This is a genomic window from Streptomyces sp. NPDC058052, assembly GCF_042885515.1.
Lineage (GTDB): Bacteria > Actinomycetota > Actinomycetes > Streptomycetales > Streptomycetaceae > Streptomyces.
In genome coordinates, this window is record NZ_JBHVRX010000017.1 from 52,653 (window position 1) to 71,063 (window position 18,411).

Consider the following 18,411-nt stretch of genomic DNA (forward strand, 5'->3'; position numbering starts at 1 on the left):
GACACCGCCGTACCCGCCGCACCGTCCCCCGCCCGGCCCACAGCCCGGCCCCGCCGGCCCGAGGCAGCACAATGGGACGGGTGACCGACCTCGCCGCCTTCCACGCCCTGCTCTCCCCCGAGGGCCAGACGCTCCTCGCCGCCCTGCGCGACTACGACCCCGCCCAGGAACTGGCGGTCGCCTCCCGGCTGCGCCGCGACCACCCCGCCGCGCTGGTCTCGGCGGCGCTCGGGCAGGCCCGGCTGCGGCAGCGGGCGGTGGCGAAGTTCGGCGCCGAGGACGCGTACCGCATGTACTTCACGCCGAACGGCGTCGAGCAGTCCACCCGCGCGACCGTCGGCACCTACCGCGCCGCCCGGCTCAAGGCCCTCGGCGTCACCGGAGTCGCCGACCTCTGCTCCGGGATCGGCGGCGACGCGCTCGCGCTCGCCCGCGCCGGCATCTCCGTCCTCGCCGTCGACCGCGACCCGCTCACCGCCGAGGTCGCCCGCGCCAACGCCGCCGCGCTCGGCCTCGCGGAGCTGATCGAGGTCCGCTGCGCCGACGTCACCGAGATCGACACCAGCCCGTACGACGCCGTCTTCGTCGACCCGGCGCGGCGCGGCGGCCGGGGCCGGATCTTCGACCCCGAGGCGTACTCCCCGCCGCTCTCCTGGGCCATGGAGGCCGCCCGCAAGGCCCCGCGCGCGGCGCTGAAGATCGCCCCCGGCATCCCCCACGAGACCGTCCCCGCGGAGGCCGAGGCCGAGTGGATCTCGGACGGCGGCGACGTGAAGGAGGCGGTCCTCTGGTTCGGCACGGAGCCGGGCGCCCGCCGCGCCACCCTGCTGCCGTCCGGCGCCACCCTCACCGGCCGCGGTCTGCCCGACCCGGCGGTCCGCCCGGTCGGCCGCTACCTCTACGAGCCGGACGGCGCCGTCATCCGCGCCCATCTGGTCGCCGAGGCCGCCGAGGAGCTGGGCGGCGGCCTGATCGACCCGACGATCGCCTACGTCACCGCCGACACCCTGACCCCCACCCCGTACGCCTCCGCCTACGAGATCACCGACGTGCTGCCCTTCAACCTCAAGAAGCTGAAGGCCCTGCTCCGGGAGCGCGAGGTGGGCACGCTGACCGTGAAGAAGCGCGGCTCGGCCGTCGAGCCCGAGGAGATCCGCCGGAAGGTGCGGCCGAAGGGCCCGCACTCGGCGACGGTCCTGCTCACACGTGTCGCGGGGGCCCCGACGATGCTGATCGGGCACCCGGCCGCAGCGGGACGGTCCTGATCGCCATCCGGTAGTGCCCGACGGACTTGAACAGCCCGATCAGGCCGTTGATCCAGAAGATGAGCGCGGCGCCCATGCCGTACGCGACGAAGTAGTGGCCCCCGTCCCGCAGCGTCGCCCCGGCCGGCACGGCGAAGCCGAGCCACAGCCCGAGGCCGCACAGGACGGCGGAGAGCAGCATCCAGCAGGCGCTCAGGACGGGTCGGCGCAGCCGCGCGTCGGCCGCCGCGTCCCGGTCCAGCACGGCCCAGGCGAGGAGCCGCGCGCGCATCACGCGGTCCTGCCGCACCCCGCGCACCACGAGCCAGACCCCCGGCGCCATCACGCCGAGGCCGAGGAGCGCGGCGGTCAGACCGATCAGGAAGGTGATGGGGTCGAGGATCGCCTCGCCGGCGTCGATCAGCAGCATGCCCACCATGCCCCAGCCCACCTGGAGCAGCAGCACCGCGCAGCCGAAGAGGGCGAGCCGCCCGCCGCCGAGCAGCCGGTTCCCCAGCACGTCGAGCGCGAGCGCCCGGTCCGCGAGCCGCGCGTGCCGGTCGGGCCAGCTCCGGAGCTCGGCGGGCGGGGGCGGCGGGGGCAGGGGCGTGCGCGGGGACATGCCGAGCAGCCTACGGCCCCTCCCCGGACGGGAGTTCACCCGCCCGCGCCCGCAGCAGCGCCCGCTCCCGCTCGTTCCGCGTCAGCTCCGCCGCCCGCGCGAACTCGGCGCGTGCCTCGTCCGCGCGGCCCAGCCGGGCGAGCAGGTCGCCGCGGACGCTCGGCAGCAGGTGGTAGCGGGCCAGGGCGGGTTCGGCGGCGAGGGCGTCGACGAGCGGGAGCGCCGCGGCGGGCCCCTCGGCCATCGAGACGGCCACCGCCCGGTTCAGCTCGACCACCGGTGACGGGGCCAGCTCCATGAGCCGCCCGTACAGCCCGGCGATCACCGCCCAGTCCGTCTCCCCGTACGAGCCGGCCCGGGCGTGGCAGGCGGCGATGGCGGCCTGGAGGGCGTACGGGCCGTAGCCGCGTCCGTCGCCGGCGCGGGCGAGGGCGTCGTAGCCGCGCCGGACGAGGAGCCGGTTCCAGCGCCGCCGGTCCTGCTCGGCGAGGAGCACCGGCCGCCCGTCGGGGCCGGTGCGGGCGGGGACGCGGGACGCCTGGAGTTCGAGGAGGGCGGCGAGACCGTGCACCTCGCTCTCGCCGGGCATGAGGGCGGCGAGGCCGCGGGCCAGCCGGAGCGCGTCCTCGCAGAGCCCGGGCCGCAGCAGGTCGTCGCCGGCGGTGGCCGCGTACCCCTCGTTGAAGATCAGGTAGACGACCTCCAGGACCGAGCCGAGCCGGGCCGCCCGCTCGGCCCCGTACGGCACCTCGAACTCGACGCCGGCCCGGGCGAGGGACCGCTTGGCGCGGGTGATCCGGGCGGCGACGGTCGCCTCCGGGACGAGGAAGGCGCGGGCGATCTCGTCCGTCCCGAGCCCGCCGACGAGCCGCAGCGTGAGCGCCGCCCGGGCCTCGGCGGAGAGCACCGGGTGGCAGGTGGTGAAGACGAGCCGGAGCACGTCGTCGTCGATGTCGCCGGGGCCGGAGGGCTCGGGGTCGTACGTCTCCTCCGGGAGCCCCCGGCCGACCTCGGCGAGCTTGCGCGCGTACGTCTCGCGGCGCCGCACGAGATCGACGGCGCGGTGCTTGGCGGTGGCCGTCAGCCAGGCTCCCGGGCTGTCCGGGACGCCCGACCGCGGCCACTGCTCCAGGGCGGCGACGAGCGCGTCCTGGGCGATCTCCTCGGCGATGCCGACGTCCCGGACGATCCGCGTCACCGTGGCGATGATCCGCGCCGACTCCATCCGGAAGACCGTCTCCAGCGTGCTCCGCACCGTCACGCCCCCCATGACAGCACAGGGCGGGTCAGCCCTCCGGCATCTCCTCGACCTCGCGGACCTCCAGGCCGACCGTCCACTGCGGCGGGTGGACGGCGAGGAACCGCTTGCCCCACTCGACGGCCTCGGCCATGTCCTTGCACTGGAGCATCGCGTAGCCGCCGACGACCTCCTTGGTCTCGGTGAAGGGGCCGTCGGTGAAGGACAGCTTCCCGTCCGACCAGGTGATGCGGGTGGACTCGGCGGTCGGCCGGAGGCCGGCGGTGTCGACCATGACGCCGGCCTTGGTGATCTCCTCGAAGAGCGCGCCCATCCGTGCCTCGAAGCCGGGGTCGGCGCTCTCCATGTCGATGGTGTTCTCCTCGATGCGGACGAGGGAGAGGAAGCGGGGCATGGTGACTCCTGGGGGTGCGGTGGCGGGGCCGTTCCCCGCCTTCCACACATACGTCGAACGGGCCGGGCCCGCATCGACACCGCGCCCGGAGAATTTCTAGACGTAGTCCTCCAGGCGGGCCACCGTGAAGCCCTGTTCCTGGATCTTCCGCAGCAGGGTGGCGGTCATCTCGGTCATCGTGCGGCCCTTGAGCTCGGCGGGGCCGCGGAAGTGGGCGAGGACGATGTCGCCGGGGTGGAGCTTCCGGTCGCCGCGCTGGTACTGCATGTTCTTGATCTGCATGGACTCGCGCCAGAGCACGATCGCGTCCACCCCGCAGGTGCCGGCGGCGGCGCGGGTCGCCTCGTTCCAGTTGCCGAACGGCGGTCGGAAGAGGCGCGGGGCGGAGCCGTACCGTTTCCGCAGCTTCTCCTGCTGGCCGCATATCTCCCGGCGCTGGGCCTCCGGCGCGAGGGTGCGCAGGTTCGGGTGGGTGAGGGTGTGGTTGGCGACGCCGTGGCCCTGGGCGACGAGCGGGTCGAAGTAGCCGTAGTTCCCGCTGATCACCGAGTCGGTGAGGAACATCGTGAAGGGGACGTCCAGCTCGTCCATCATCCGCACGAACCCGGGGTCCTTCTCGGCCCCGTCGTCGATGGTGAGGAAGACGACCTTGTCCTCGGTGGGGATGTCGCTGATCACCGGGACCGGGCCGCCGGGCGCCCGCACCACCGGCTTGACGGCGGGCGGGGCGGGCGGCGCCGCGAGGGGCTTCAGGCCCCACTTCCGGTACGCGGCGGCCCGCGCGGCCTCGGGGGCCCGGGCCGGCTCCGGGGCGGCGGCCTCCGGGGAGGGCGCCGCCGGGACGGGGACGGCCGCCGGGGCCGGGGCCGTGCAGCCCGTCATCAGGAGCGTCACGGCGGTCAGCGCCGCCCACACCGCGATCTGTTTCTTCACGGGCTGTGGGATGCCCGGTCAGCCCGAAAGGTTGCCCTATCGTCGAACGTTTTGCCTATTCGACCGATTCGAAGCGCCACCGGTGGACCGGACGGGTGATCAGCTCCGCGTCCGGCTCCGGCAGCTCGGGGAGCTCGGCGTCGAAGGCGTCCGCCTCCCACCAGGTGAGGACGAGGACCCGGTCCTGCGGGGCCCGGAAGACCTCCCGGCGCAGCGGCTCACGCGCCAGGACCCGGGCCCGCGCCCACTCCAGGAGCTCGGCGCCCCGGCCCTGCACGGCCCGGGCCTCCCACATGAGCGTGACCCTCACGAGTACAGGTTCTCCTTGCTGATCTCGTGCACGTGGTCGTGGTCGTGCGCGTGGGAGTGGGCGCCGGGGACGTGCGGGTCCGTCACCGGCAGCGAGGAGTCCGCCGACAGCTCCAGGTCGGAGGCGGCCCGGCCCCGCGCGACCATCTCCGAGCCGAGCGCGGCGACCATGGCGCCGTTGTCGGTGCACAGGCCCGGCCGGGGCACCCGGAGCCGGATCCCGGCCCGCTCGCAGCGCTCCTGGGCGAGGGCGCGGAGCCGGGAGTTGGCGGCGACGCCGCCGCCGATCATCAGGTGGTCGACGCCCTCGTCCTTGCAGGCCCGGACGGCCTTGCGGGTGAGGACGTCGACGACGGCCTCCTGGAAGGAGGCGGCCACGTCCCGGACCGGCACCTCCTCGCCGGCCGCCCGCTTCGCCTCGATCCAGCGGGCCACGGCGGTCTTCAGGCCGGAGAAGGAGAAGTCGTACGCGGGGTCCTTGGCGCCGCTCAGGCCGCGCGGGAACGCGATGGCGGCCGGGTCGCCCTCCCTGGCGAGCCGGTCGATGACCGGTCCGCCGGGGAAGCCCAGGTCGAGGACGCGGGCGATCTTGTCGAACGCCTCGCCCGCGGCGTCGTCGATGGTGGCGCCCAGCGGCCGCACGTCGGAGGTGATGTCGGTGGAGAGCAGCAGCGAGGAGTGCCCGCCGGAGACCAGCAGCGCCATCGTCGGCTCGGGCAGCCGGCCGTGCTCCAGCTGGTCGACGCAGATGTGCGAGGCCAGGTGGTTGACGCCGTAGAGCGGCTTGCCCAGCGCGTAGGCGTACGCCTTGGCGGCGGAGACGCCGACGAGCAGCGCGCCCGCGAGACCGGGGCCCGCGGTGACGGCGATGCCGTCCAGGTCCTTCGCGGAGACGCCGGCGGTCTTCAGGGCCCGCTCGATCGTGGGGACCATCGCCTCCAGGTGGGCCCGGGAGGCGATCTCGGGCACGACGCCGCCGAAACGGGCGTGGGTGTCGACGCTGGAGGCCACGGCGTCGGCGAGGAGCGTGGTCCCGTGGACGATGCCGACGCCGGTCTCGTCGCAGGAGGTCTCGATGCCGAGCACGAGGGGTTCGTCAGCAGCCATCAGATATCGGTCCCAGTTCCTTGAACAGTCAGTCGCATCACGAGCGCGTCGACGTTGCCCGGCTGGTAGTAACCGCGCCGGAAGCCGATGGGCTCGAAGCCGAAGCGCTCGTACAGCTTCTGCGCCCGGGTGTTGTCCACGCGCACTTCGAGCAGGACCTCGTCGCACTCGAAGGCCGTGGCGTGCTGGAGGAGGTCGGTGAGGAGCCGGGCGCCGAGCCCGGTGCCCCACTGCTCGCGGGCGACGGCGATGGTCTGGACGTCCCCGAGCCCGCCGGCCGCCGCCAGCCCCGCGTATCCGGCGAGCCTCCCGGAGGGGGTCTCGGCGACGACGTACCGGCGGGTGGCCCGGGGGCCGCGCGCGTGCGCCAGCTCGGACCAGAACATCCCCTCCGACCAGGCGTCCTCGGGGAAGAGCCCAGCCTCCAGGGCGAGCACCTCCGGCAGGTCCCACCAGCGCATCTCGCGCAGGACGGCACCGCCGGTCGCCGCTGCCCCGCTCACTGGGGGGTGACCACCTTGTAGTTCTTCGGCACCTGGGCGTCGGGCCGCCGCAGGTACATCGGCCGCGGGTCCAGGAAGCCCTCGCCGCCGGCCGCGAGCCGCTCCGCCGCGAGGGCGGCGAGCGCGGCGGCGGACTGGTGCTCGGGGCCGCGGGCGTCGGGGAAGGCGTCCGGGTAGAGCAGGGCGCCCGCGCCGACGACGGGCAGCCCGGCGAGCCGCTCGGCGATGTCGGCGGGCCGGTCGACGGAGGCGTCGGTGACCCGGGTGCGGGCGTCGTCGTACCGCGCCCAGTAGACCTCCTTGCGGCGGGCGTCCGTCGCCACGGCGAAGGGGCCCTCGATGCCGGAGGCGTAGGCGAGGCCGTCGAGGGTGCACAGGCCGTGCACGGGCACCCCGCCGAGGGCGGAGGAGAAGGCGGCGGCGGTGACGAGCCCGACCCGGAGTCCGGTGTAGGGGCCCGGGCCGACGCCGACGACGATGCCGGTCACCGCGTCGAGCGCGGTCCCGGCCTCCTTGAGGACCCGGTCGACGGCGGGGAGCAGCAGCTCCCCGTGGCGGCGGGCGTCGACGCCGGTCGACTCGGCGACGACGGCCGTGCCGTCGTGGAGGGCGACGGTGACGGCGGGGGTGGCGGTATCCATGGCGAGCAACAGCACGCGAACAGCCTACGGCGCCACGAGCGGGCGATGCGGCGCGCGGCCGTCCCGGGACCCGGCTGCTACCGTCAGGCCCGACAGCGCGTCAGGCTCGGCACGTACGTACGAAGAGGTGGAGACGGTGGCCAGAAGCAGCTCGGGATTCGTGGCCGGGCTCACCGCGGCGGCCGTCGCCGTGGTCGCCTTCCTCGCGTACCAGGCGTCGGCGAGCGTGCCGGCGGAGCTCGCGGAGCCGTCCCGGACGCCCGGCACGGTCTCGCCGTCGGCGTCGGCGCCGGCCGGGACGAAGAAGCCGGCGAAGAACCCGCTGACGGTCCCGGCGTCCTCGGGCACCGGCGAGCGCGTGGTGTACGCGCTGAAGGACCGCCGGGTGTGGCTGGTCGACGGGAAGAACAAGGCGGTCCGCACCTTCACGGTGGCGCCGAGCTCGGTGAGCCCGGAGCCGGGGGCCTACGCGGTGACCTCGCGGTCGGGGTCGGTGACCGGCTCCGACGGGGTGCAGATCGAGCACGTGGTCCGCTTCGCGACCGTCCAGGACGTGACGGTCGGCTTCAGCGCGGCGGTGGACGGCTCGATGCCGTCGGCCGACCCGTCGAGGAAGACCGGCGGCATCCGGATGAAGCGCGCGGACGGCGACGCGATGTGGACCTTCGCGTCGATCGGCGCGAAGGTCGTCGTCGTCTCCTGACGTCCGCCCCCGCCGCCCCGTACGGGTTACGCGGCCTCGTCCCTGAACTCCGGCTCCGGTTCCTCCGCGCGGGGCGCGAGGGTGGCCCGCGGCGGGGTCGAGACGGCGCTGGCCGCCGCGCAGGAGGCCAGCAGCTCGCTCATCGAGACGCGCTCCTCGGCGGTGCGGTCGTCGCGCTCCGGCATCTGCGTCGCCATGCATGCCTCCCGTAGGTTAGGTTCACCTAACCAGCTCGTGCATCCATGTCACCACGGCGCGGCACGACGGTGCAACATTTTCCCGACATGCTGTCGGAACCTACGTACGTTCACAGCAGCGCGAGGTCCTCGTCCGCCCAGCGTCCGCCGACGCCGCGCAGCACGACCGTGCGCCGGTCGTCGTCGGTGTCGCCGGTGACCCGGTGGATGAGCACGTGCAGCCGGTCGTCGGTCAGCTCCTCCACCTTGCCGTCGCCCCACTCCACGACCACCACGGACTCGGGCAGCGACACGTCGAGGTCCAGGTCCTCCATCTCGTCCAGGCCGCCGCCGAGCCGGTAGGCGTCCACGTGCACCAGGGCCGGGCCGCCGGAGAGCGACGGGTGGACGCGGGCGATGACGAAGGTCGGCGAGGTGACCGCGCCGCGCACGCCCAGGCCCTCGCCGAGGCCGCGGGTCATCGTGGTCTTCCCGGCGCCCAGCTCACCGGTGAGCATGACGAGGTCGCCGGGGCGGAGGATCTTCGCGAGCCGGCGGCCGAGCTCCTGCATCTGCTCGGGGGAGCCGACGGAGAGGGTGGCGCCGGAGACGGGCGGGTGCGCTGCTTCCATACCCGCCAACCTATCCGTTCCCGGACCCCTCCCCGGAGACCGGCGGGAGCGCCCCGGCCTCGGCCAGGAGGCCGGTGAGCGCGTCGGTGACGGCCTCGGGCCGCTCCAGCATGACCAGATGACCGGCGTCGGGGACGACGACCGGCTCGGCGCCGGGCAGCTCGGCGGCGATGGCCTCGGTGTGCGAGGCGGGCGTGACGAGGTCCTGGTCGCCGGCGAGGACGAGCGCCGGCAGGCCCCGGAAGGCGGCGAGGGCGAGCCGCTTGTCGTGCTCGGCGAAGGCCGGGTAGAACTCGGCGACCACGTCGACCGGGGCCGACTCGATCATCCGCTCGGCGAACCGGACGACCGCCGGATCGACGTCCCGGGAGGCGAAGGAGTACTTCTTCACCAGCCCGGCGAAGAGGTCGGCGGTGGCCCGGCGGCCCTTCTCGACCAGCTCGGCCTGGGAGCCGAGGGCCCGCAGCACCCCGGGGAGGACCCGGCGGACCGCGGCGACGCCGGCGAGCGGCAGCCCGTACGAGACCTCCTCCAGGCGGCCCGCGGAGGTGCCGATCAGGGCGACGCCGGCGACCCGGTCCCGGATCAGCTCCGGGTAGCGCTCGGCGAGCGCCATGACCGTCATGCCGCCCATCGAGTGCCCGACGAGGACGAGCGGCCCCTCGGGCGCGGCGGCGTCGATGACCGCCCTGAGGTCGCGGCCGAGCCGGTCGATGGTGACGGGCACCCCGTCGGGGCCCGCCTGGGAGGCGCCGCGGGCCGAGCGGCCGTGGCCGCGCTGGTCCCAGAAGACGGTCCGGACCCGGCCGCGCAGGGCCTCGCGCTGGTAGTGCCACGAGTCCTGGGTGAGGCAGAAGCCGTGGGAGAAGACGACGGTGACGGGGGCCCCGGCCCCGTCGGTCCCGTCGGCCCCGGCGGACCGGTCGCTCTCCTCGACCTCGTACGCGAGGGCCGTTCCGTCGTCGGCGAGGGCCCGGCCGGAGGTGCCGCGGAGGGTGCCGTACGGGCCGGTGGAGTCCAGGGCGAGCCGCGCCTTCTGGCGCACGGAGCGGCCCACCGTCAGCCGCTCGACCGCCACTCCCGCCGCCGCGCCGGCGGCGAGCACGCCTATCGCGGCGCCGGCGAGCCCCGCGCGCCGCCAGCCGCTCCCCCCGGTCGCCTCCCCCATGGCGGGCTACTCCCCCACGTAGACGCGCGGCACGCGCGCGCCGATCCGGGTGACGATCTCGTACGCGATGGTGTCGGCGGCCTCCGCCCAGTCCTGGGCCGTCGGCTCGCCGTGCTCTCCGGAGCCGAAGAGGACGGCCTCGGTGCCGGGCGCGGGCCGGTCACCGCCGAGGTCCACCACGAACTGGTCCATGGCGACCCGCCCGGCGACCGTGCGGACCGTGCCGTCGACGAGGACCGGGCCGCGGCCGGAGGCGTGCCGGGGGATGCCGTCGGCGTAGCCCACCGGGATGAGGCCGAGGGTGGTCTCGCCGCCGGTGACGTAGTGGTGCCCGTAGGAGACGCCGTGGCCGGCCGGGACCTCCTTGACGAGCGCGACGCTCGCCTTCAGCGACATCACCGGGCGCAGCCCCAGCTCGGCGGAGGTGCCGAGTTCGGGCGCGGGCGAGACGCCGTACATGGCGATGCCGGGCCGGACCAGGTCGAAGTGGGCCTCGGGCAGGGTGAGCGTGGCGGGCGAGTTGGCGATGTGCCGGACCTCGGGCTCGACGCCGGCCTTCTCCGCGTGGTCGAGCATCGAACGGAAGACGTCGAGCTGGGCGGCGATCGAGGGATGGCCGGGCTCGTCCGCGCAGGCGAAGTGTGACCAGAGCCCGGTGACCTTGACCAGGCCCTCCTTCTCGGCCTCCAGGGCCCCGGCGACGAGCGCGGGCCAGTCGGCCGGCTGGCAGCCGTTGCGGCCGAGGCCGGTGTCGGCCTTGAGCTGGACGCGGGCGGTGCCGCCGGTGCGGCGGGCGGCGGCGGTGACCTCGTCGAGGGCCCAGCGGCCGCTGACCGCGATGTCGAGGCCGGCCTCGACGCCCGCGTCCCACGGGTCGCCGGGGGTCCACAGCCAGCACATGACCGGCACGTCGGTGATCCCGGCGGCGCGCAGCGCCAGCGCCTCCTGCGGGGTGGCCGTGCCGAGCCACTGCGCGCCCGCGTCGAGGGCGGCGCGGGCGCAGCGCTCGGCACCGTGTCCGTACGCGTCGGCCTTGACCACGGCCATGAGCCGGACGTGGGGCGCGACGCGGGCGCGCAGCGCGCGGACGTTGGCGCGCAGCGCCCCGAGGTCGATCTCGGCGCGGGCTCGGCTGGGCGGCGGTGCTGTCTCAGTCATCGCGCACAGTCTCTCAGGTGGCCACCGGCCCGGCCGCTTGCCCCGGATGTCGCCCCGGTCACCCCGGCGGGTGACGGACCGGATCTTCTCGGCGTTCCGGTGGCTCGGGCCACGCTGCCGCGGCTTCCGGCGGGGGCGGCGACCGGCCCGTGGACGCCGTGGAACGTCTGGCCGCCGTCGAGGAACGGGGGGAACGGCATCGGCGTGTCGGCACCGGCCGGGAGGGCGGCGGGCAGCGGGCAGCGGGCCGCGGGCAGGATGCCGGCCGGCCGGCCGGGGCGCGGCCGCCGCGGGCTCCGGGCGTCCCGCCGGCTTTCCCGCCCGGGGGCCGTCAGGGTTCCCGGACGTCCTGCCAGGCGGCGCGCAGCGCGTCGGCGACCTCGGTCGCGGTGATCGGGCCGCCCGCGCCGGCGGCGGCCCGGCGGGCGGCGAGGCCGTGCAGGTAGGCGGCGCAGGAGGCGGCGTCGACGGGGGCCGTCCCGGCCGCGAGGAGGGAGCCGGCCAGGCCGGAGAGGACGTCGCCGGAGCCGGCGGTGGCGAGCCAGGGGGTGCCGGTCGGGTTGACCCGCACCGGGCCGGTGCCGCCGGGGCCGCAGACCAGGGTGGTCGAGCCCTTGAGGAGGACGGTGGCGCCGTAGCGGGCGGCGAGTTCGCGGACGGCGGCGATCCGGCCGGCCTCCACGGCCGCCCGGTCGGTGCCGAGCAGCGCCGCCGCCTCGCCGGCGTGCGGAGTGAGCAGGGTGGGGGCGGTCCGCTCCCGCACGGCGTCCGGGTCGAGGGCGCGCAGGCCGTCCGCGTCGACGAGGACGGGCACGCCGGAGGCGAGCACCTCGGCGACCGCGACCCCCGCGCCGGGCCCGTCGCCGAGCCCGGGCCCGACGACCCACGCCTGGACGCGGCCGGCCTTCTCCGGCGGGCCCGAGTGCACCAGGGTCTCCGGGTGGGCGGCGATCACCGCCTCGCGGGCGGGGCCCACGTACCGCACGGCCCCGGCGCCGCCGCGCAGCGCGCCCGCGACGGCGAGGACGGCCGCGCCGGGGTAGCGGGCGGAGCCGGCGACGATCCCGAGGACGCCCCGCCGGTACTTGTCGCTCTCCGCGCCGGGCGCGGGCAGCGTCCGGGCCACGTCCTGGTGCTGGAGCGCCTCGGCGCAGGGCACGGACGGGAGGGTGGCGGCGAGCCCGATGTCCACGAGCCGCAGCGCGCCCGCGTACTCCCGTGCGGGGTCGACGAGCAGCCCGGGCTTGTACGTGCCGAAGGTGACGGTCGCGTCGGCGCGCAGGGCCTCGCCGGCGACCTCGCCGGTGTCCGCGTCGACGCCGCTGGGCAGGTCGACGGCGACGACGACCGCGTCGGAGCCGCGCGCGGCCCGGGCGACGGGCACGGCCTCGGGGCGCAGCCCGCCGCGTCCGCCGATGCCGGTGATGCCGTCGAGGACGAGGTCGGCGGCGGCCAGCGCCTCGTAGGGGTCCTCGGTGACGCGCCCGCCGGCCGCCCGGAGCGCGGCGAGGCCGGCGCCGTGGGCGCGGGGGCCGAGCAGCACGGCGGTGACGCCGGCGCCGCGCCGGGCGAGCCGGGCGCCGGCGTAGAGGGCGTCGCCGCCGTTGTCGCCGCTGCCGACGAGGAGGACGACCCGGGATCCGTACACCCGCCCCTTGCCGAGCAGCGAGCAGCAGGCCGCGGCGAGTCCGGCGGCGGCCCGCTGCATCAGCGCGCCTTCGGGCAGTCGGGCCATCAGCTCGGCCTCGGCGGCCCGGACGGTCTCCACGTGGTGAGCGGTACGCATGGGCAGCAGTCTGCCGCAGGTGCGGGAGGCCCGCCCGGAGGAGCGGGGCGCGGGGCGGGGCGGAACCGGTTCCCAAGGGGCGGCCGGAAAGCGCGGGTTGACGCCCCCTCACCGCTCAACTTAGGTTTGCCTTACCTAACCAATCCTGCCCCGGAAGGCCGGCTTCGCCATGCGCACCCGCACCCGCACCGCCCTCACCTCCGCACTCGCCCTCGCCTCCGCGAGCGCCCTCACCCTCGGACTCGCCTCCTCGGCGTCCGCCGCCACCGCCGGCCGCACGGTCACCGACGGGACCCGCAGCTACACGCTCTCCCTCACCGCCCCGGGCACCGCCGCGGCCACCGGCACCAACGTCACGGTCACCGGCTCCGGCTACAACCCCGACCAGGGCGTCTACGTGGGGCTGTGCGCCATACCGGCCGGGGTGGACACGGCCGACCCGGCCACCTGGAACAGCAAGCCCACCCCCTGCCTCGGCGGCCAGGACGAGACCGGCACCACCGGCGCCTCCCACTGGGTGAACAGCGACTGGTACTGGATGTCCCCGTCCAACTCCTCCCCGTTCACCGAGTCCGGCGGCCTCGGCTCCTTCTCCGTCCAGATCCACGTCAAGGCCCAGCTCTCCTCCACCGTCACCTGCGGCCAGGCCGGCGTGACCTGCGCGATCGTCACCCGCGCCGACCACTTCGACAGCTCCGACCGCACGTACGACGTCTACGTCCCGGTGTCCTTCCAGTGAGAACGGCCCTTCTGACGGCCGCCGCCGCGCTCGCCCTCACGGGCGTGGCGGCGGCCCCCGCCCCCGGCGGCCCGCACCACGAGACGCTCCGCACGATCACCCCGCCCACCGGGGCCGCCCTGGACGCCGAGGTCGACCCGGCCGCCGACCGCCTCTACGTGAGCAGCAGCGACGGCACCACGCACCACCTCACCGTGTACGACACGGCCACCGGCGCGGCCGTCGGCGACCCGGTGCCGCTGCCCGCCCCGGCGACCGTCCTCGCCCTCGGCCCCGGCGGCATCCTCCACCTGGGCCTCTCCACCCGGATCGCCGTCTTCGACCCGGCGACCCGCACCCTCACCGACGACCGCGTCCCGGTCACCGGCAGCGTCACCCTCCTCGCCGCCGACCCCGCCCAGGGCCGGCTGTACGTCGGCAACCAGGCCGCCAGATCGGTGACCGTGTACGACACGGCCACCGGCGCGCCCGTCGGCGACCCCGTCGTCCTCCCCTTCCACCCGGCCGGGCTCGCCGTGGACACCACCCGCCACGTCGGGTACGCCACCTACGTCGGCGGCGCCGTCGAGAACGGCTCGGTCGTCTACAGGAACGTGCTCAACGCGGTCGACGGCACCACCGGCCGCCTCACCGGCAGCGTCGGCCTCGGCTCCACCGCCCTCGGCTCGATGGGCGTCGCCGTCGACCCGGCCACCCGCACCGGCTACGTCGCCAACCTGGCCGCCGGCACGGTCTCGGTCGTGGACCTCGCCGCGGAGCGGGTCACCGGCACCGTCCCGGTCCCCGGCAACCCGAAGGCGCTCGCGTACGACCCCGGCACCGCCACCCTCTACGCGGCCCGGACCGGCGGCTCGTCCGTGGCCGTCGTCGACCCGGCGAAGGGCGAGGTCACCGAGACGATCCCGACCGGCGAACGCCCGGCCGCCCTCGCCCTGGACCCCGAGGAGCACACCCTCTACACGGTGGCGGGCGGCGCGGTCACCCAGACGACCCGGAGGACCCCGCCGGACCCCACACCGGAACCCACCCCGACCCCCACCGCGACCCCCACCCCGACCCCGACGGGCCGGCCCACGGGAGAACCGACCGGCGAACCCACGGGCGAACCCACCGGTGAGCCCACCGGCACGGCCTCGCCCCACCCGACCGGCACCGCGGAACCGACCCCGGCCCCGACGGACACCCCGACGGACACCCCCACCGGAACCGCCTCCCCGGCCACGGCCACCCCGGATCCGGACGCCACGGACACCGCCACCGCCCCCGACCCGACGGCGGGCACGGGAACAGGCACGGACTCGGGCACGGACTCGGGCACCGGCCCGGGCTCGGGAAGCGGCGGCTCCCTCCAGGCAGCCGGCTCGGACCCCGTCACGACCGGTTCGGCCGGCGGCTCGGCCCTCGCCTCCACCGGCGGCCGCGCCCTCCCCCTCGCCCTCGCGGCCGCCGCCTTCGCCGCCCTGGGCGGCACCGCGATCGCCCTGGCCCGGCGCCGGCAGCGCACCGAGGAGGAACCCGCCGTCTAGACGGCCCCGAGACCCCGCGCGCGGCACTCGCAACCGACGCCGGCCCTGGCAGTCGCGCGCGGCAGGGAACGGGGCCCGGCAGCGCCTCCCCGCGGCCGGGCCCCGCGCCCGTTCCCGTACGCCCGGAGCGCGGGCTCAGCCCTCGGCGATCACCACCGCCGAGGCGACCCCCGCGTCATGGCTCAGCGACACGTGCCAGTGCCGCACACCCAGCTCGGCCGCCCGGGCCGCCACCGTGCCGCGCACCCGCAGCCGGGGCCGGCCGGTGGACTCGACGTACACCTCGGCGTCCGTCCAGAGCAGATTGCCCGGCGCGCCCAGCGCCTTCGCCAGCGCCTCCTTCGCGGCGAAGCGCGCCGCGAGGGAGGCCGGGCCCCGGCGCTCCCCGCTCGGCAGCATCAGCTCCTCGCGGACGAAGAGCCGGTCGAGCAGCGCCGGCGTCCGTTCCAGCGACGCGGCGAAGCGGTCGATCTCCGCCACGTCGATCCCCACCCCGATGATCATCTCTGCACTCACTCCACCGTCACGGACTTGGCCAGGTTGCGCGGCTGGTCCACCTCGTTGCCCCGCGCGGTGGCCAGCTCACAGGCGAAGACCTGGAGCGGCACCGTGGAGACGAGCGGCTGGAGCAGCGTGGGCGTCGCGGGGATCCGGACGAGGTGGTCGGCGAAGGGGACGACGGCCTCGTCGCCCTCCTCCGCGATCACGATCGTCCGGGCCCCCCGGGCCCGGATCTCCTGGATGTTGGAGACGATCTTGTCGTGGAGGACCGAGCGGCCCTTCGGCGAGGGCACCACCACGACGACCGGCAGGTCCTCCTCGATCAGGGCGATCGGACCGTGCTTCAGCTCGCCCGCCGCGAAGCCCTCGGCGTGCATGTACGCCAGCTCCTTGAGCTTCAGCGCGCCCTCCAGGGCGACCGGGTAGCCGACGTGCCGGCCCAGGAAGAGGATCGTGTCCTTGTGCGCCAGCGAGCGGGCGAGGGCCCGGACCGGCTCCATCGTCTCCAGGACCCGCTCGACCTCGTCGCCGATCCTGGCGAGCTCGCGGACGACGGCGTGGATCTCGTCGCCCCACTTGGTGCCGCGCACCTGCCCCAGATAGAGGGCGAGGAGGTAGCAGGCGACGAGCTGGGTGAGGAACGCCTTCGTCGAGGCGACGGCCACCTCGGGCCCCGCGTGCGTGTAGAGCACGGCGTCGGACTCGCGCGGGATCGTCGAGCCGTTGGTGTTGCAGACGGCGAGGACCTTGGCACCCTGCTCGCGGGCGTGCCGGAGCGCCATCAGGGTGTCCATGGTCTCGCCGGACTGCGAGATGGCGATGACGAGCGTCCGCTGTCCGAGAATCGGGTCGCGGTACCGGAACTCGCTGGCCAGCTCCACCTCGCACGGGATCCGCGTCCAGTGCTCGATGGCGTACTTGGCGATGAGACCGGCGTGGAAGGCGGTGCCGCAGGCGACGATGACGACCTTGTCGGCCTCGCGGAGGACCGCGTCGGGGATCCGCACCTCGTCGAGGGTGAGCCGCCCGGAGGCGTCGATCCGGCCGAGGAGGGTGTCGGCGACCGCCTTCGGCTGCTCGGCGATCTCCTTGAGCATGAAGTGGTCGTAGCCGCCCTTCTCGGCGGCCGACGCGTCCCAGTCGACGTGGAAGGCGCGTACGTCGGCGGGCGCCCCGTCGAAGTCGGTGACGGTGACGCCGTCCCGGGTGAGCTCGACGACCTGGTCCTGGCCGAGCTCGATCGCCGACCGGGTGTGGGCGATGAAGGCGGAGACGTCGGAGGCGAGGAAGTTCTCCCCCTCGCCCACGCCGACGACGAGCGGCGAGTTGCGGCGGGCCCCGACGACGACGCCGGGCTGGTCGGCGTGGACGGCGACCAGGGTGAAGGCCCCGTCGAGCCGCCGGCAGACCAGCCGCATCGCCTCGGCGAGGTCGCCCACCGACGAGAACTCCTCCGCCAGCAGATGGGCGACGACCTCGGTGTCGGTCTCGGAGAGCAGTGTGTGGCCGCGCTCCGCGAGCTCCTCGCGCAGGGCGGCGAAGTTCTCGATGATCCCGTTGTGGACGACGGCGACCCGGCCCGCGTTGTCGAGGTGCGGATGGGCGTTGGCGTCGGTGGGGCCGCCGTGGGTGGCCCACCGGGTGTGCCCGATGCCGACGAAGCCGCCGGGCAGCGGCCGCTCGACGAGTTCCTTCTCCAGATTGACGAGCTTGCCCGCCTTCTTCGCTGCGGCGAGCCCGCCGTCCGCGAGCACGGCGACCCCGGCGGAGTCGTACCCCCGGTACTCCAGCCGCTTCAGCCCCGCGACGACCACATCAAGCGCCGACTGCCCGCCGACGTATCCCACGATTCCGCACATGGCGGCAGCCTACGGCCGAACCCGGCGCCCGTCCCGGACCCCGCACGGAGTCGGAGCGGCCGGCGTCAACCGCGCGGCACGTGACCCACCCCACGGCCCACGGCGCCCGGGAAGCCGGGACAATGGCGGGGTGATCACTTCGCCGCCACGAAGCGCCAACGGCAACGGTGCCGGAAACGGAGGGCCCCGACGGGTCGCCGAGCCGACGCCGTACGTCGACCTCACCCGCGCCGAGTGGAGCGCCCTGCGCGACAAGACCCCGCTCCCCCTCACCGCCGACGAGGTCGAGCGGCTCCAGGGGCTCGGGGACGTCATCGACCTCGACGAGGTCCGGGACGTCTATCTGCCCCTCTCCCGGCTGCTCAACCTGTACGTGCAGGCCACGAGCGGGCTGCGCGGGGCGCTGAACACCTTCCTCGGCGAGAGGGCGGAGCAGCGCGGGACGCCGTTCGTCATAGGGGTCGCCGGGTCGGTGGCGGTCGGCAAGTCGACCGTGGCCCGCCTGCTGGAGGCGCTGCTGGCCCGCTGGCCCGAGCACCCGCGGGTGCAGCGGATCACCACCGACGGCTTCCTCTACCCGATGGAGGAGCTGAAGGCGCGCGGGCTGATGTCCCGGAAGGGCTTCCCCGAGTCGTACGACCGGCGGGCGCTGACCCGGTTCGTCGCCGACGTGAAGGCGGGCAAGGAGGAGGTCACCGCCCCCGTCTACTCGCACCTCATCTACGACCGGGTCCCCGGCGAGCAGCTGGTGGTGCGCCGCCCCGACATCCTGATCGTCGAGGGGCTGAACGTGCTCCAGCCGGCGCTGCCCGGCAAGGACGGCCGGACCCGGGTGGGCCTGGCGGACTACTTCGACTTCTCGGTGTACGTGGACGCGCGGCCGGAGGACATCGAGGGCTGGTACCTCAACCGCTTCCGCAAGCTGCGGGAGACGGCGTTCCAGGACCCGTCCTCGTACTTCCGGCGGTGGACGCAGGTCTCCGAGGAGGAGGCCCTGGACTACGCCCGCACGATGTGGCGGACCGTCAACCGGGTGAACCTGCTGGAGAACGTGGCGCCGACGCGCGGCCGGGCGACGCTCGTCGTCCGCAAGGGCCCGGACCACAAGGTGCAGCGCCTGAGCCTCCGCAAGCTCTGACCTCCGTAAGCTCG

Annotated in this window: 20 protein-coding genes; 5 read left to right on the forward strand and 15 right to left on the reverse strand. The window is 75.3% G+C overall.

Going from position 1 to position 18,411, the window contains the following annotated elements; genetic code table 11:
• The first annotated feature begins 71 nt into the window (after positions 1 to 71).
• Entirely contained in the window at positions 72 to 1,265 is a 1,194-nt protein-coding gene (locus ACFVU3_RS23030) for a methyltransferase domain-containing protein (RefSeq protein WP_390068862.1), read from the forward strand.
• On the opposite strand, the gene ACFVU3_RS23035 is transcribed toward ACFVU3_RS23030, so the two are convergent.
• The 8 genes from ACFVU3_RS23035 to tsaB all read right to left on the reverse strand — a co-directional run bounded on the left by ACFVU3_RS23035 (position 1,201) and on the right by tsaB (position 7,026).
• Positions 1,201 to 1,866 carry a hypothetical protein gene (locus tag ACFVU3_RS23035; RefSeq protein ID WP_390068863.1) on the reverse strand — a complete coding sequence of 222 codons (666 nt, stop codon included), beginning with the start codon at positions 1,864 to 1,866 and terminating at the stop codon, positions 1,201 to 1,203. The genes ACFVU3_RS23030 and ACFVU3_RS23035 overlap by 65 nt on opposite strands.
• A gap of 10 nt (positions 1,867 to 1,876) precedes the next feature.
• A complete protein-coding gene (locus ACFVU3_RS23040; RefSeq protein WP_390068865.1) occupies positions 1,877 to 3,136 on the reverse strand; it encodes an RNA polymerase sigma factor in 1,260 nt (419 codons plus the stop codon).
• Positions 3,137 to 3,152: 16 nt separating this feature from the next.
• The gene (locus tag ACFVU3_RS23045; RefSeq protein WP_390068866.1) at positions 3,153 to 3,518 is read right to left on the reverse strand and encodes a YciI family protein; all 366 of its coding nucleotides are present in this window, start codon (positions 3,516 to 3,518) and stop codon (positions 3,153 to 3,155) included.
• A 96-nt stretch (positions 3,519 to 3,614) separates the two neighbouring features.
• Positions 3,615 to 4,451, reverse strand: coding sequence for a polysaccharide deacetylase family protein (locus ACFVU3_RS23050; protein ID WP_390068868.1), 837 nt, complete (start codon positions 4,449 to 4,451; stop codon positions 3,615 to 3,617).
• Between the two features lie 55 nt (positions 4,452 to 4,506).
• Positions 4,507 to 4,761, reverse strand: coding sequence for a hypothetical protein (locus ACFVU3_RS23055; protein ID WP_390068870.1), 255 nt, complete (start codon positions 4,759 to 4,761; stop codon positions 4,507 to 4,509).
• Positions 4,758 to 5,867 carry a tRNA (adenosine(37)-N6)-threonylcarbamoyltransferase complex transferase subunit TsaD gene (tsaD, locus tag ACFVU3_RS23060; protein WP_390068871.1) on the reverse strand — a complete coding sequence of 370 codons (1,110 nt, stop codon included), beginning with the start codon at positions 5,865 to 5,867 and terminating at the stop codon, positions 4,758 to 4,760. Before tsaD ends, ACFVU3_RS23055 begins: the two co-directional genes overlap by 4 nt.
• Complete coding sequence (rimI, locus tag ACFVU3_RS23065) at positions 5,867 to 6,328, reverse strand: ribosomal protein S18-alanine N-acetyltransferase (protein ID WP_390069055.1); 462 nt, start codon at positions 6,326 to 6,328, stop codon at positions 5,867 to 5,869. The genes tsaD and rimI overlap by 1 nt, the downstream gene beginning before the upstream one ends.
• A gap of 38 nt (positions 6,329 to 6,366) precedes the next feature.
• Positions 6,367 to 7,026 (reverse strand): tRNA (adenosine(37)-N6)-threonylcarbamoyltransferase complex dimerization subunit type 1 TsaB, encoded by a 660-nt coding sequence (gene tsaB, locus ACFVU3_RS23070; protein ID WP_390068873.1) that lies wholly within the window; start codon positions 7,024 to 7,026, stop codon positions 6,367 to 6,369.
• A 121-nt stretch (positions 7,027 to 7,147) separates the two neighbouring features.
• Here tsaB and ACFVU3_RS23075 point away from each other — a divergent pair, with 121 nt between their 5' ends.
• Complete coding sequence (locus tag ACFVU3_RS23075; RefSeq protein WP_390068874.1) at positions 7,148 to 7,714, forward strand: hypothetical protein; 567 nt, start codon at positions 7,148 to 7,150, stop codon at positions 7,712 to 7,714.
• A gap of 26 nt (positions 7,715 to 7,740) precedes the next feature.
• Here the strand turns inward: ACFVU3_RS23075 and ACFVU3_RS23080 are convergent, their stop codons facing one another.
• The 5 genes from ACFVU3_RS23080 to ACFVU3_RS23100 all read right to left on the reverse strand — a co-directional run bounded on the left by ACFVU3_RS23080 (position 7,741) and on the right by ACFVU3_RS23100 (position 12,634).
• Positions 7,741 to 7,911 carry a hypothetical protein gene (locus ACFVU3_RS23080; RefSeq protein WP_390068876.1) on the reverse strand — a complete coding sequence of 57 codons (171 nt, stop codon included), beginning with the start codon at positions 7,909 to 7,911 and terminating at the stop codon, positions 7,741 to 7,743.
• A 110-nt stretch (positions 7,912 to 8,021) separates the two neighbouring features.
• Positions 8,022 to 8,522, reverse strand: coding sequence for a tRNA (adenosine(37)-N6)-threonylcarbamoyltransferase complex ATPase subunit type 1 TsaE (gene tsaE, locus ACFVU3_RS23085; RefSeq protein ID WP_390068878.1), 501 nt, complete (start codon positions 8,520 to 8,522; stop codon positions 8,022 to 8,024).
• Positions 8,523 to 8,532: 10 nt separating this feature from the next.
• Positions 8,533 to 9,690, reverse strand: coding sequence for an alpha/beta fold hydrolase (locus tag ACFVU3_RS23090; protein ID WP_390068880.1), 1,158 nt, complete (start codon positions 9,688 to 9,690; stop codon positions 8,533 to 8,535).
• Positions 9,691 to 9,696: 6 nt separating this feature from the next.
• On the reverse strand, positions 9,697 to 10,848 hold the full coding sequence (gene alr, locus ACFVU3_RS23095) for an alanine racemase (protein WP_390068881.1): 1,152 nt from the start codon (positions 10,846 to 10,848) through the stop codon (positions 9,697 to 9,699).
• A 331-nt stretch (positions 10,849 to 11,179) separates the two neighbouring features.
• On the reverse strand, positions 11,180 to 12,634 hold the full coding sequence (locus ACFVU3_RS23100; protein WP_390068883.1) for an NAD(P)H-hydrate dehydratase: 1,455 nt from the start codon (positions 12,632 to 12,634) through the stop codon (positions 11,180 to 11,182).
• A gap of 169 nt (positions 12,635 to 12,803) precedes the next feature.
• Here ACFVU3_RS23100 and ACFVU3_RS23105 point away from each other — a divergent pair, with 169 nt between their 5' ends.
• Both ACFVU3_RS23105 and ACFVU3_RS23110 read left to right on the forward strand, forming a co-directional pair.
• Positions 12,804 to 13,373: a hypothetical protein gene (locus tag ACFVU3_RS23105; protein WP_390068885.1), complete on the forward strand. Its 570-nt coding sequence runs from the start codon at positions 12,804 to 12,806 to the stop codon at positions 13,371 to 13,373.
• Entirely contained in the window at positions 13,370 to 14,899 is a 1,530-nt protein-coding gene (locus tag ACFVU3_RS23110; protein WP_390068887.1) for a YncE family protein, read from the forward strand. The genes ACFVU3_RS23105 and ACFVU3_RS23110 overlap by 4 nt, the downstream gene beginning before the upstream one ends.
• A 135-nt stretch (positions 14,900 to 15,034) precedes the next feature.
• On the opposite strand, the gene ACFVU3_RS23115 is transcribed toward ACFVU3_RS23110, so the two are convergent.
• Positions 15,035 to 15,403, reverse strand: coding sequence for a holo-ACP synthase (locus ACFVU3_RS23115; protein ID WP_390068889.1), 369 nt, complete (start codon positions 15,401 to 15,403; stop codon positions 15,035 to 15,037).
• Between the two features lie 8 nt (positions 15,404 to 15,411).
• The gene (gene glmS / locus ACFVU3_RS23120) at positions 15,412 to 17,259 is read right to left on the reverse strand and encodes a glutamine--fructose-6-phosphate transaminase (isomerizing) (RefSeq protein WP_390068890.1); all 1,848 of its coding nucleotides are present in this window, start codon (positions 17,257 to 17,259) and stop codon (positions 15,412 to 15,414) included.
• Between the two features lie 130 nt (positions 17,260 to 17,389).
• Between glmS and coaA the strand changes: the two genes are divergently transcribed.
• The gene (gene coaA, locus ACFVU3_RS23125) at positions 17,390 to 18,397 is read left to right on the forward strand and encodes a type I pantothenate kinase (RefSeq protein WP_390068891.1); all 1,008 of its coding nucleotides are present in this window, start codon (positions 17,390 to 17,392) and stop codon (positions 18,395 to 18,397) included.
• Positions 18,398 to 18,411 lie beyond the last annotated feature (14 nt).